The organism is Streptomyces sp. AC550_RSS872 (assembly GCF_019049285.1).
Classification (GTDB): Bacteria; Actinomycetota; Actinomycetes; order Streptomycetales; family Streptomycetaceae; genus Streptomyces.
Genome location: NZ_JAGMUL010000021.1, coordinates 161,999 through 175,462 on the forward strand (window position 1 = coordinate 161,999; position 13,464 = coordinate 175,462).

Sequence of the window (13,464 nt, forward strand, 5' to 3'; positions counted from 1 at the left end):
CTATCGCCCCTTCACCATCGTGGCCGAGGCCGAAGAGATCGCGTCCCTGATGTTGCAGTAGGCCGCGCACCGGCACAGGTTGCCGCTCATGGCTTCGGGGATGCGGTCCTCGGCGATCCCCGGCTGCTCCTCCTCCAGCAGCGCGACAGCCGACATGATCTGCCCGGATGTGCAGAAGCCGCACTGGAACGCGTCGTGGTCCATGAAGGCCTGCTGCACGGGGTGCAGGCGGTCGCCGTCGCCGATGCCCTCGACGGTGGTGACTTCCTGTCCGTCGTGCAGGACCGCGAAGGTGAGGCACGACAGGACGCGCTGTCCGTCGAGGTGCACGGTGCACGCCCCGCACGCCCCCTGGTTGCAGCCCTTCTTGGGGCCGGTGACGCCGACTTCGTCCCGCAGGGTGTCGAGGAGGCTGCTGCGCGGGTCGACGGCGAGCCTCAGGCGCTCGCCGTTGACGGTGAGGGAGACCTGTCGCATCGCTTCGGCGGCGGGCGTGCCCTCCGCCGATGTCGCGGACAGGTACGAACCCGCCGCCACGGCGGCTCCGACGGCCAGCCCACCGCCGACCACGACGCGGCGACTGGGATGAGGGGACACCTCGTCCGGCATGGAGTGCCCTCCTTTCTGTTCGGGCTTTCAGCCTTCGCCCTGGTCGCTCCGTTTACATCTGTCACTTCGACCGGTCTCGTGGCCTTGCCGCCGTTCGGGGCGGGCGAACACCGCTGCGGGCACGGCGGGCTGTGCAGCGGACGGCCGGCTGGTGCCGGCCGTCCGCATCACCTGCTGGCTGTGCCACGGTTCGCACGCCTCACCGCGTGGCCCTTGCGACGGATGTCAGGTGAGGGTCCACTGCTGGTTGGCCTGGCCGTTGCAGTCCCACCGGATCAGCTGCGTGCCGTTGGCGGTTGCCGCGCCAGAGGCGTCCAGGCACTTGCCGTTGAGGTCGGTGATGGTGCCGTCCGAGTGGACGGTCCACTTCTGGTTGGCGCCGCCGTGGCAGTCCCAGATGACCACCTTGTCGTCCTCGCTGTCGTCCACGGCGTCGAGGCACTTGTCGCCGTAGACGACGAGTTCGCCGCGCGAGGTCTGCTGGAAGGTCTGGTTGCGTCCGCCGGAGCAGTCCCACAACTGTGGCTTGGTGCCGTTGATGTGGGCGTTCTTGTCGATGTCCACACAGCGGTCGGATGCGGCGCCGACGAGGGCCGCGCCGTCGGTGCCGGGGATGCCCTGGACGCGGAGGGCGTCGATGTCGGGGGTAGTGCTGCCGGAGACCGCCGCGAACCTGACAGTGTTCGCCCCCTTGGCCAGGTGCGCGAGCACGGACACGGTGCGGTAGGTCGTGGCCGAGCCGGTGGGCGGGAAGGCGACGACGTACGTGTACTGGCCGTTGACCTGGATGGTGGCCTTGCGGGCGGTGCTGCCGCCGTTGGCGTAGGTGATGTCCACCAGCTTCGTGCCCGCCGCTCCGGCGGTGACGTTGCTGAACGTCGGGGCGGTGGCGGTGGTGGTGTCCTCGTAGGTGCTGCCGGAGGCCTCGGTGCCGGAGACGGTCAGCAGTACCGCGTCGTTCGCCGGGACGGAGGTGGTGTAGCTGGTCGCGAACGATCCGGCGTCGGTGCGGGTCCAGGCGTTGCGCACGGTGGCGGAGTCCGGGTTCAGGCCGAGGTCGGCCCAGCGGACGGTGATGTTCGCGGCGGAGCCGGTGCGGTTGAGCAGCATGACCGCGCGCTTGCCGGTGCCGGAGAGCACCTTGCCGTACGCCTGCAGGCCCCTGGTGTCCTCGGCGACCTTGACGCCCTGCAGGCCGCGCGGGTCCTGGTTGACGGCGAGGACCTCGGGGTTGATGAGGATGTCGCGGGTTTCCGCGCTCATGGTGGCCACGTCGTTCCCGGCCAGCAGCGGGGCGCCGGCGATCGACCACAGGCTCATGTGCAGCCGGTTGCGGGCGGCGGACATTCCGTTCAGGCCGACCATCAGCATGTCGGGGTCGTTGTAGTACCCGGTGTGCTGGGCCGCGGGCTGCAGAGCCTCGTCGAAGTTGTAGTACATCTTGGTCAGCTGCGGGGTCTCGTCCTTCTGCAGGATGTCGACGCTGGTGCGCCACAGGTCGCCGTATCCCGGCGCCCAGTTCCACGGCCGTCCGGAGCCCCACTCGCAGAACGACAGCACCAGCTTGCGACCGGTCACGGCCGAGGCGGCCTCGTTGGCGGCGGCGATCTGCTTGTACGTCGTCTCCTGGTCCAGGCCCTCCACACGGCCGCCGCAGAAGTCGATCTTCACGTAGTCGAAGCCCCAGCGCTGGAAGGTCTCCAGGTCCTGCTGGTAGTGGCCCTCCATACCGGTGTTGGGCGCCGGGGGCCGGGTGGTGGGGTAGTAGTAGCCGCAGCCGTTCTTGCCCGCGTCGGTGTAGATGCCGGCCTTGAGGCCCTTGCCGTGGATGTAGTCGGCGATCGCCTTCATGCCGCCGGGCCACAGGTTCTCGTCGACGACGATGTTGCCGTTCGCGTCACGCTGGCCCTGCCACCAGCCGTCGTCGAGGTTGACGTACTTGTAGCCGGCGGCGGCCATGCCGGAGGAGACCAGGGCGTCGGCCTGCTGCTTGATCACGTTGTGGTCGATGCTGCTGAAGAAGCTGTTCCACGACGCCCAGCCCATCGGCGGCGGCGTGACACCTGTCTGATGGGTGCTCACGGCGGCTGGTTGGGCGGACAGAGGCGCCGAAGGCTCCGGCCGGTCGAGCGCGGCCAGGCCGACGACGGCGAGTACGGCAGCGAGGACCTGGACGGTGATGCGTCTGGTCCAACTTCGTGCGGCGGTGCGGGGCATGCGGCTCTCCAGGGAGAAAAGGGGAAGGAACGCTGACTTACGGCGTGAGCTGGGCGAGGTTCACGGCGTTGGCCATCGCCTGATAGCCGGCGTCGTTGGGGTGCAGTTTGTCGGGGCTGGCGTAGGCGGGATTGAGGGCCTGAGGGTTGCGGGGGTCCTGCATGGCCTTGTCGAAGTCGATGACGCCGTCGAAGGCTCCACTGGTGCGGATCCATTGGTTGACGGCTTGGCGGACCCGCTCGCCCTCGGGCGTGTAGTACTGGGCCCCCGCGTAGGGCAGGATCGTGCCGCCGATGATCTTCACGCCTACGGCGTGGGCTTGGTCGATCACGGTCTTCATGCCGTTCTGGAGATCCGCGGCGGTCACAGGGCTGGATCCGTTCGGGCCGGTGTTGCTGCCGATGTCGTTGATGCCCTCCAGCAGGATCACGCTTTTGACGTTGGGCTGGCCGAGCACGTCCCGGCCGAACCGGCTCTTGAGGCTTGGGTTGGTCGACCAGGCGTCCGTCAGTATCCGGTTGGAGCCGATACCGGCGTTCACGACGCCGAGGGTGGGGCCGCCGGTAGCGGAGTTCATGCGCCGGGCGAGGTAGTCGGGCCAGCGGCGGTTGGCACCCCAAGTGGAACCGACGCCGTCGGTGATGGAGTCCCCGACGCACACCACGGTTCCGGTGGCGGTCGAGGAGATGACGTCCAGGCCTTCGAGAAAGTACCAGGACGACTTTTTCGTCGGGTAGTTGCCGAGGCCGTCGTCGGCGACGCGGTTGCCGGAGGCGACCCACGCCTGCTGCTGTGCCTCATGGTGCCAAGTGGCGGCGGGGGACGTCCCCGACACGTGGAGGCTCACGAGCTGGTTCGTGTCCGCGGCCACGGCCATCGGGATCGGGTCGCTGGCGACGTCCTGCCCGGCGGGGATGGTGACGGAGGCCCTCTTGTTGAAGAGGACGGTGCGATGGGTGCCGTCGACGGCGGTGCCGGGCGTGCTGCCTTCCTGGGCGAGGTCGACGGCGTCGATGGTCAGCGGTCCGGTGCCGTAGCGGTTACTGAGTCGGACGCGGAGCTCGGACCCTGCGACGGTGGTGTGCGCGACCATGCGAATGCTCTTGTCGGTGAACGATTCACCGTTCTTCATCAGGCCGGCGGTGTAGGTGCCCACCCGTGTGAGCGGGGCGGAGACCGGGGCCAGGGTCCAGCGCTGGTTGTCGCCTCCATTGGGCGTCCACTGGATGATCTCGTTTGCGTCTTTGTCCGACGACTCCTTGTTGTCGACGACCAGGCCGTTGGCAGCGTTGACAAGGTGGTAGGCGTCGCCGGCGGGCTGGAGCTTCCATTGCTGGCCGCCGGCGCCGTCGCAGGTGTTCTGGACGAGCTGCGGAGGTTCACTCTGCGGGGCAGGGGTGTCCAGACACAAGCCGCTGTTGGCGCTCCTGATGGTGTAGGCGCCGGAGCTGGTCCGGGTCAGCAACCATTGCTGGTTGGCCCCGTTGTTCGACGTGTACTGGATGACGGGTGCGCCGGGGGCGGTCGAGGCGAGTTTGACGTCCATCAGCTTTTCACTCGCGACGTTCGTCAGGGTGTAGACGGTGCCGGAGACGGGCGCTGCCGGGGCCGCGTGGGCCGTAACGCCGGTCCCCGTCAGGGCGCAGGCCGCGAGGCCCAGGCCGACCGGGACCGCGAGACGTCTTGTTATTCGCATGAGACCTCTTTCTTGAGTCTTTGCGTGGTGAGGGGCGCGGCGCGGGGCATCCGAAGGTCCGGCAGTCCACCTCTTGCGCCGGGACCACGGAGCTCGAAAGAGCGGGGTTCAGTGGGCACGGGCCGGAGTTGGCGAACCAAACGGACTTGCCGTCGGCGGGGATTGAGTAGAGGCGGGTGGGGTGGACTGCACAACGGCCGGATCGTTGATGTGCTCGGCGAGCTGGTCGAGCACGACCTGGCGGGCGTGCCGTGCCCGGGTGGGGTGCGCCGGTCAGGTCCCCAACGGTCGTGTGCTGCCCGTCCATCCGGTCAGCGGGGTCGGCTGTGCGGGGCGGGGCGGGTCGGTGACGGAGTCGGGGGCGCTGACCACCATGCCGCCTTCGGTGCGTGGCCGCGGACGACCGTCAGCCGCAGACCGAAGGTGTCGATGAGACGGGCGCGTTCCTCGGCCAGGTTCCGGGCAGCGGCAGGGGCGGATGCCGCTGTTGGAGGTGTCGAGGTGGGGCGGAGATCTCCTGGATGACAGGGGATCTCCGCCAGCTTCCTAGACGGGGAGCTTCCACTTCTGGTTGTTACCGCCGTTGCAGGTGTAGATCTCAACCTCGACAGGGCTGGTGGCGAACTCCGGGACGTCCAGGCATCGGCCGGACTGTGTGGCGCGGAGGCTGCCGTCGGCCAGCTGCGTCCACTTCTGGTTGTATCCACCGTTGCAGGTGTAGATCTCGACCTTGGTGCCGTTCGTCGTGGCCTTCCTGGGGACATCCAGACAGAAGGTGCCGCCGATCCTGATCGTGTCGTCGGCCGGGTTGTAGGTCCAGGTCTGCGCGAAACTGTTGTTGCACTGGTAGGTCTTCACCCGAGCTGTGTTCTCGAGCTTGCCTTCGGGGAGATCCAGGCACATGTCGGCGATGCCCGAAGGGATGGCGCCGACACGCTTGGGGGTCGGATCGGTCCCGGGCGCGACCGAGAAAACGTCGAACTGCTGCGTCTCGTATCCGCTCACCGCCGTCGCGTCGACGGAGTCGACCGTGCCCAGGCCGGCGCGGCCGTGAGCGTAGGTCGAGTCGGTGACGCTGCCCAGCACTGTGCCGTCGACCCTGGTGGTGATGGTCGATCCATGCATGGTCAGGGCGACGGAGTGCCAGCGGTTGGTGCCGAGGGCCGCTGTGGTGCCGCTCTTCAGGGTGGTGAAGTTCGACTCCTTGTCGCTCTTGAGGATCGACCAGGCACCCGTGTCGCTCACCCGCAGACGGTACGCCTCCAGGCCGCTGTTGTTCCTGCCCTGCATGCCCACGCGGCCGAGGAGTTCCACTGCGCCGGGTTGTTCCAGCATGGCGTCCGCACTGACGGTGTAGTTGCTCCACGCGTCGTCGCCCATGACGGAGTACGGCGCGTAGTACTTCTCGTTGGTCCAGCGGATCGGCGTGGCAGGGGCCATTTGACGCAGACACGTGCCCTCGCGTCCGCCACCGCAGGTCACGGTCTCGAAGGCGCCGTTCATGTCCGTGAAGTACTTCGGAGACTCGGTGATGCCCGGCGTCTCGAAGTCGTTGTACTGCGGCAGGCTCAGCGAGTCGACCGTCGGCGCCGTCGTCGCGGCCTTGCCTCCCCCGGCCTTCGTGGTCAGCGTGTAGACGCGACCGGGCTGCAGTGTCACGGTGTACTTGCCGTCGGAGGGGGTGACATCGGTGGTGTGCGCGAAGTTGTCATCACCGTACGAACTGTCCGAGTTCGTGTCGACGTTCGTGGCCCACACGTGTACCTGACCCGTCGACAGCCCGCCGGTGACCTGGACATCCAGAGTCTGCGGGGCGGTGGCCTGCGTCGTCTCGATGATCGTGCTGTAGTTGCCACCCTCGGGTGCTCGCAGCGTCACATAGCTGCCGTTGGAACGGTCACCACCCAGATAGCCACTGGCGGAATCCTGGTACCGCCATCCGACCTCTGTGAACTGTGTCGTGTGGGCCATGACCCAGGCGGTCTTGCCGACCCGGTAGTGGCCCGACCAGGGCTGGTTGGCCGACACGAGCCCATTGAAGGCGAAGTAGGTGTTCGGGTAGAGCGCACCCATCAGCGGCCAGTTGTAGTACGCGGTCATCCGACCGTCGATGTAGTCCCGGTTGAGAGCCCGCGCCACGTTCGCGGCGCCCGCCTCGGTGTCCTGCGATCCGTTCTCACTGGCCCACAGTTGCTTCCCCATGTTCTGGGCCTTCTGGTTGCGGTTCCAGTCGGACCAGGGATTTGTTGTGTTGTATTCGGGGCAGGCGGTGATCGCGTGGTTGTTGCCGATGGCTCCAGAGCCCGAGTAGCCGCACGGGTAGTGCACGCCGATGACGTCCACCGCCTCCCGGAACGCCGCGTTGCTCTCCATCTCGTCGACTACATCCCAGTTGTGCTCAGCTGCCACGACCTTGGTCGCGTAGCCCTTCGACTTGAGGGCGTTCTTGAGGTCGACGAACCACCAGGCTTTCCACCCCCGCTCGTTCCAGCCGCCGAGATACTCGATCTTCAGGTTGTGCTGCTTTGCGCAGTCCATCCAGCGCATCAGGTAGTCGACCGTGTCCTTGGTCCAGAAGTCCCCGCCGCCGACCCAGCCCGGTGCGCCCCAAGCCAGGGCGGAGAACGTGATGTTCGGGTTTCGGGCCTGGGCCTCGCGGGCCAGCCACCACTCATAGCCGGCGTCGCAGTCCACCTTGCCCCGGGTGTGCTCGTGGCTGGGTTCGGCGCCGTCGGTGGAGTTGGTGTCCCCTCCGATCTCAAGCTTGAGTGCCTGCAGCGAGGCGCCGACGCCGGGCTTGAACAAGTAGTCGAGGATCTCGTTGCGCTGCCGTTCGGGATAGTCGATCAGCAGTCGAGTGTTCCCTCCACCTCCACTGATCGCGCCGGCTCCGTCGAACACCCGGCCTGGCTTGGTGCCGTCGACGGTGATCGATGTCGAGACTGCGGCGTACGCGCGGGGAGTCGCCACCCCGGATATCACGCTCAGTATCATCGCCAAAACTGCGAACAGGGCATAACGGCCCCGGGATATTCGAAGCACGCTGGCTCCTTACGACTTCGAGGGGTTGGGATGCGCACCCGCCCCGATGCCCTGGCCCCCGGCGGCGGCGCGGCGCCGTGATGGCGGCCTCTGACGGCAAGGGGGATGAGCGAGGGTTCGGGCCGGGGTGGTGCAGCCGTCTGTGGCAGGACTGGCACTCGTACGGCTCGCAGTGGTGGGTCCGGATTCACCTGGGCGTCTTGCACGACCGGAGGCATGAGCACGGCCCACGGCCTCGACCTGGACGAACCGAAGCCGTACGTGGACATGCGCAAGGCGCGATGCAGGCGGAGGGCGGCCGACGCGGGGGCCGGTCCGGGGTCGGCCCGGCCCCTGCGTCGGGCGGTGTGCACAACCGCGTCGGTCCAGGGGTCAAGCGGTGAGCCGCTTGAACTGCTGATGGGTGCCGGTCCCGCACTTGTACTGGATGAGGCGGACATCCTCGGCGGAGCCCTCTGTGACGTCCAAGCAGAGTCCGCTGTGCCGGGCCACCAGGCGGTAGTAGCCGTTGCCCTGGTCCTCGAACTTCCATTGCTGGTTCTGGCCGCTGCCGCACTTGTACTGGTTGACGAAGGCCTTTGCGGTGGAACCACCCTCGACATCCAGGCACTTACCGCTGTGCTGGGCGAGGATGCGGTAGTAGCCGTCGCCCGCGTCCTCCAGACGCCACTGCTGGTTGAGGCCGCCGTTGCAGGTGTATTGGACGACGTGGCCGTTGTCGGCGGCGGAGTTGTCCTGGACGTCGACGCACTTGTCGCTGTGCCGGGCCACGAGGTTGTAGTAGGGGCCGCCGCCCACGCCCTTGACCGTCCCCGCCGCCGCGTCGATCTCGACCTTGGGGTACCAGGGCAGGTTCATGGTGGTCCTGGTCGGGAAGGTCAACGGCAGCCAGACGTACGTGGAGTCGTTGACCGGGCCCTTCCCGTTCATATTGGCGCCGGCCCACCGGTCGCCCATGTAGAGGAACGAGGTGTTGCCCGACGTGCCCTCGATGGGCAGGACGAACGTGGTCTGGGAGTTGTAGCCGATGCCGTCACCGACCTCCTTCATCTCCGACCAGGGGCCCGCGATGCCGGCGGCGGTGGCGTACATCTGCTGGTTGGGATTCCAGCCGCTGAGGCCGGAGGTCAGCATGAAGTAGACACCGTCACGCTTGAACAGCGCCGGGGCCTCCCGCCCCTGGCCCGGCCAGGGGTTGGCGACCAACGGTTTGTCGGCGTACCCGGTGAAATCGGCGTTGAGCTTGTAGATGCGCAGGTCGGCGTTGTCCTTGGCGGCCGTAACGTGGTAGGCGGTCTCACTTCCGTCCGCGTTCTTGTCCACGTACAGCGTCATGTCCCGGGACTCAGTGGTCTGGGTGGTGTCGTTGCCGTTCGGCGGCCGGAAGCTGCCCAGATAGTCATAGGGCCCCTCGATCTTGTCGGAGACGGCGACGGCGGCCCTCGACTCGACGTAGTCCGTGGCGTTCTCCTTGTGCATCCACATGACGAACTTCTTGGTGGTGCTGTTGTAGATCACCTTGGGACGCTCGATCTTGGCGGACTTCAGCTCGGGATCGCTCGCCTGGTCAAGGGCATCGCCTGCCCACTCCCAATTCTTCAGGTCGGCCGACTTGTAGACGGAGACGGCCTTGAAGGTGTCGTTCGGGTGGCGGTTCTCCCCGAACCAGTAGTAGTAGCCATCGGTGTGCTTGATCATCCCGCCGCCGTGTGCGTCGACCGGATCGCCATTGGTCCCGATGAAATCGATGGAGTTGTCCAGGGTGACTGGAGCAGCCTGGGCTGGCGGCGCGACCACCAGTAGTGCGAGCACGCTGGCGCAGGCGGCCAGCAATGGCGTGAGAACACGTCTGAGCATCATTGCTCCTTCGTGAACAGGAGGGCGGGTTCAGCAAAGCGAGTCGCACCCGCCCTCGGGCGGCTCTTGGTCCCATTCGTCGATCTGTGCTGGGCTTGATCGGGAATGAGGGTTGACCCCACCCTGGTCAGGGCTCACATGATGTGCGGGTGGGGCCAAGATCGAGGGATGGGAAGTGGGGTGCGTCCGCTGTCGGCCTTCGGCCGGGTCCCGTTCAGCGGACTTCCCCGAGGTGTTCGACGGCAGCCCGGCAGGAGTCTGGCGAGGCCGTCGTCATCGCCGTCGGCGACGCCGTCATCGCCCCCGCCCCGCAGGCGGCTGCTGGTGCGGGACGGATGGGATTCGTCGGCTGCGCGAGGGCCTCAGGTGAAACGGGGGACGCAGTCCTGGCAGACGGAGAGCACCCGGTCGGGGGCGCTCGACCGCTGGATGAAGCCCACGGAAAGAGGGGCGTCCGTCCAGCGATTGCAGTTGCAGCAAAGGTCGGCATGCAACGGTCCGGAATCTCCTGCTCTTGATCGGGACGGGTGTGGTGGGGCGTGTGCGTTCGTGCCGGGGAGGGACAGCTGCCGCTCTGTGCTCAATGCCGGCTCCAGGAGGATGAGGTGGGACGAGGGCGGGCGGGCCGGCGATCAGCCCTTGTTGGCGCCGAGGGTGAGGCCGCTGACGAACTGGCGCTGGAGCACGAAGTAGACGATCAGGGTGGGGATCGCGGTGAGCAGGGCGCCGGCGGCGATCAGGTTGGGGTCGGTGAAGTACTGGCCGGAGAGGTTGTTGAGCGCCGAGGTGATCGGCATGTTCTCGCCGGTGGAGATCAGGACGATGGCCCAGAAGAAGTCGTTGTAGATCCAGATGGAGAGCAGGGTCGCCAGGGCGGCCATCGCCGGACGGCACAGCGGCAGCACGATCTGCCAGTACTGCCGCCACACCGAGGCACCGTCGACCAGCGCGGCCTCGGTCAGCTCGTGCGGCAGCGTGCGCATGTAGTTGCTGAGCACGAAGGCGCAGAAGCCCGACTGGAACGCGACGTGGATCAGCACGAGCCCGAGGGCGGAGTCGTAGAGCTTGCCGCTCATGGTGATGCCGGGCAGGTCGATCAGCAGGTACAGCCGGTACAGCGGGGTGATGATGACCTGCTGCGGCAGCAGGTTGCCCGCGGTGAAGACCAGCAGCAGCGCAAGGTTGAGCCGGAAGTCGAAGCGGCTGACGTAGAAGGCGACCATCGAGGACAGGAACAGCGTCAGCAACACCGCCGGCACGGCGATCAGCAGCGTGGTGCCGAAGTAGTGCAGCATGTCCGACTGCTGGAAGGCGTTGGTGAAGTTGTCGAGGCTCAATTTGTCGGGCCAGGACACGTAGCCCTTGGTGCTGGTCTCTCCGTACGGACGCAGGGCCGCGAGGATCGCCCAGAGCAGCGGGGCGAACCAGGCCAGCGCCGCGCCCGCGAGGAAGAGATGCAGCAGGATCCGGGTCGGACGGACGGGGGCGCGCTGCTTGCTGAGCGCGGCGGTGGAGGCGCTCACGATCGCCGCTCCTTCCGGAAGGTGGCCACCAGGTACGGGATGATCACGGCGAGGGAGATCAGCAGCAGGACGACCGCGATGGCGGAGCCGTAGCCGATGCGGCTTGACTCGCCGATGATGTTGTTGGTCACGAGGATCGAGAGCAACTCGGTGCCTTCGGCGCCCTTGTTGAAGACGAAGACCAGGTCGAAGGCGCGCAGAGCCTCGATGATGGTGACGACCAGGACGATGGTGTTGGTGGGCCGTAGGGTGGGGAAGACGACGTTTTTGAACGTCTGCCATTCGTTCGCGCCGTCGAGCGCGGACGCCTCCCGCAGCGCGGGGTCGACTCCCTTCAGGCCGGCCAGGTAAAGGATCATTAGGTAGCCGGTGTGCCGCCAGGACGCGGCAACCAGCACGGCCCAGAGGTTCAGGTCCGGGTCGCCGATCCAGTCGATGTAGTGGCCGGGCTTGTTGGCGCCGATGAGGCTGTTGATCAAGCCGGTGTCGGGGTTGTAGACGAGCTGCCAGACGAAGCCGATGACGGCGAACGACATCACTACGGGCAGGAAGAAGGCCGTCTGGTAGACCCTGCTGAACCGGATCTTCTTGTCCAGCTGTACCGCCAGGAACATCCCCAGCGGCATGGGTACGAGGATCAGAACGGCGAGCCAGATGACGTTGTGCTGGACGGCGGGCCAGAACTGCGGGTTGTTGGTGAACAGTTCCCTGAAGTTGTCCAGCCCGACCCACTTGATCGAGTCGAAGCCGATGCCGTCCCAGGTGGTGAAGGCCAGCGCGATCGAGGCGAGCGCAGTGACCCACACCAGGGCGATGTGCAGGATAGTCGGCAGACCCACCATCAGACCGAGAGTGAGCCGGTCACGGCGGGTCAGCAGACGGCGGTGCCCCTGGGGCACCTGCTCGCCCCTTCGCTTTGCCGATGTCGTCTCCGAGTGCCCCGGAGGCGGGCGAGTGGGATTGGTCGCCCCCGGAGTGCTGGTGATTCCGGTCCCGGTCCCGGTGTTCCGCGTGACAGTCATGAGGCGGTGAAGATCGTCTTCTTCTGGCGTTCGATCGAGGACAGCAGGCTGTCGACGCCCTTGGGATCACGGATGAACTTCTGCAGCGCGGGCTGCATCACCGTCGAGGTGAAGTCCGGGCGGGAGTCGCGGTCCATGAACTGGGTCAGGGACTTGGCACCGGAGATCATGTCGTACGCCTTCTTCTGCAGCGGGGTGTATGAGGAGGTGTCCGCCGTCCTGGAAGCGGCGACGACACTGGGGTCGGAATTGAGGTAGAGCGCCTCGGCCTCCGGCGTGCCCAGGTACTCCAGCAGCTTGACGGCACCGGCCTTGTTCTTCGGGGCCTTGGAGAGCATGAAACCGTCGGTCGGCGCCTCGACGGTCTCCTGGCCGTACGCCGAGTTGATCTCCGGGAAGGCGAAGAAGTCGAGGTCGTCCAGGGCGGCCTTGTCGGTGAACTGCTGGGCCACGAAGGTTCCCAGCAGATACATGCCCGCCTTCTTCGACGCCAGCGTCTGGGCCGCGTCCTGCCAGGTACGGCCGACGGCGCCCTCCTGGTGGTACGGGAGGATCTCCGCCCACAGGTCGAAGACCTTGCGCACCTTGGCGTCGGTCCAGGAGGCCTTGCCGCCCATCAGGTCGACGTGGAAGTCGTAGCCGTTCTGACGGAAGTTGATCTGGTCGAAGGTGCCCATCGCGGGCCAGGCGTCCTTGTCGCCGAAGGCGATCGGGACGAGCCGGTCCCTCTTCATCTGCCCGCACAGAGCTACGAAGTCGTCCCAGGTGGTGGGGACTTCGTAACCGTACTGCTTGAAGACGCTCTTCCGGTAGAAGATCGCCCAGGGGTAGGTGTACAGCGGCACGAAGTAGTACTTGCCGTCCTCGCCCTTGCTGAGCACCTTCATCGCGACGGGGAAGTTGTCCCCGATGGTCTGCCACACGTCGTCGATCGGGGTGGCCAGGCCCTTGGCCGCGAAGAACTGCATCCGGTAGCCGGCGAACCAGTGGAACACGTCGTCCGGCGTGCCCTGCAGATAGGAGTTGACCTGCTCCTGGAAGGTGTTGTGGTCCTTGGTGTTCACGTCGACCGTGATGCCGGACTTCTTCTTGTAGGCCGCGTAGATGTCCGCGAACGCCTTCTTCGGCACAGCGTCCGACGCGTTGGAGCCGACCGTGACGGTCTTCGGGTCACTGGCCGTGCCGCTGCCGCCGCAGGCGCTCAGCAGAGGGAGGCCGGCGCCTAGCGCAACCGCCCCGCCCACCCCTCGCAGCAGCGTGCGGCGAGCGGGGCCGGGCGAGGAGAGACCAGAGGAAGAAAGCTGCATGAACGACTCCTGGGGCAGGGCGGCGGTCATCGGAATCCAGACCGCATGGCACAAGCTCGATCAGAAGCAAACGAGATCGAACAGTGGGCCCATCAGAGCGGTTCGACCCATCGAACGTCAAGAGGTGCGCATCCCCTTTTTGCGACCCATACGAAAACCCCTGACCTGGGGAAATCGCTTTCCCTAGGCGC

At 66.6% G+C, this 13,464-nt stretch carries 8 protein-coding genes; all 8 read right to left on the reverse strand.

The genetic code is table 11. The annotated features are described in order from the left end of the window. Nucleotides 1-609 (reverse strand): (2Fe-2S)-binding protein, encoded by a 609-nt coding sequence (locus tag KUM44_RS10335; RefSeq protein ID WP_217207499.1) that lies wholly within the window; start codon nt 607-609, stop codon nt 1-3. A gap of 225 nt (nt 610-834) precedes the next feature. Next, nucleotides 835-2,826 (reverse strand): ricin-type beta-trefoil lectin domain protein, encoded by a 1,992-nt coding sequence (locus KUM44_RS10340; protein WP_217207500.1) that lies wholly within the window; start codon nt 2,824-2,826, stop codon nt 835-837. Nucleotides 2,827-2,863: 37 nt separating this feature from the next. Then, a complete protein-coding gene (locus KUM44_RS10345) occupies nt 2,864-4,522 on the reverse strand; it encodes an RICIN domain-containing protein (protein ID WP_217207501.1) in 1,659 nt (552 codons plus the stop codon). A 546-nt stretch (nt 4,523-5,068) separates the two neighbouring features. Beyond that, nucleotides 5,069-7,504, reverse strand: coding sequence for a ricin-type beta-trefoil lectin domain protein (locus tag KUM44_RS10350; protein ID WP_308402563.1), 2,436 nt, complete (start codon nt 7,502-7,504; stop codon nt 5,069-5,071). A 432-nt stretch (nt 7,505-7,936) separates the two neighbouring features. After that, nucleotides 7,937-9,421, reverse strand: a complete 1,485-nt coding sequence (locus tag KUM44_RS10355; protein WP_217207503.1) for an RICIN domain-containing protein — start codon at nt 9,419-9,421, stop codon at nt 7,937-7,939. A 632-nt stretch (nt 9,422-10,053) separates the two neighbouring features. Beyond that, nucleotides 10,054-10,944 (reverse strand): carbohydrate ABC transporter permease, encoded by an 891-nt coding sequence (locus tag KUM44_RS10360; protein ID WP_308402565.1) that lies wholly within the window; start codon nt 10,942-10,944, stop codon nt 10,054-10,056. Continuing rightward, nucleotides 10,941-11,966: a carbohydrate ABC transporter permease gene (locus KUM44_RS10365; RefSeq protein ID WP_217207504.1), complete on the reverse strand. Its 1,026-nt coding sequence runs from the start codon at nt 11,964-11,966 to the stop codon at nt 10,941-10,943. The genes KUM44_RS10360 and KUM44_RS10365 overlap by 4 nt, the downstream gene beginning before the upstream one ends. After that, nucleotides 11,963-13,273: an ABC transporter substrate-binding protein gene (locus KUM44_RS10370; RefSeq protein WP_217207505.1), complete on the reverse strand. Its 1,311-nt coding sequence runs from the start codon at nt 13,271-13,273 to the stop codon at nt 11,963-11,965. Before KUM44_RS10370 ends, KUM44_RS10365 begins: the two co-directional genes overlap by 4 nt. Nucleotides 13,274-13,464 lie beyond the last annotated feature (191 nt).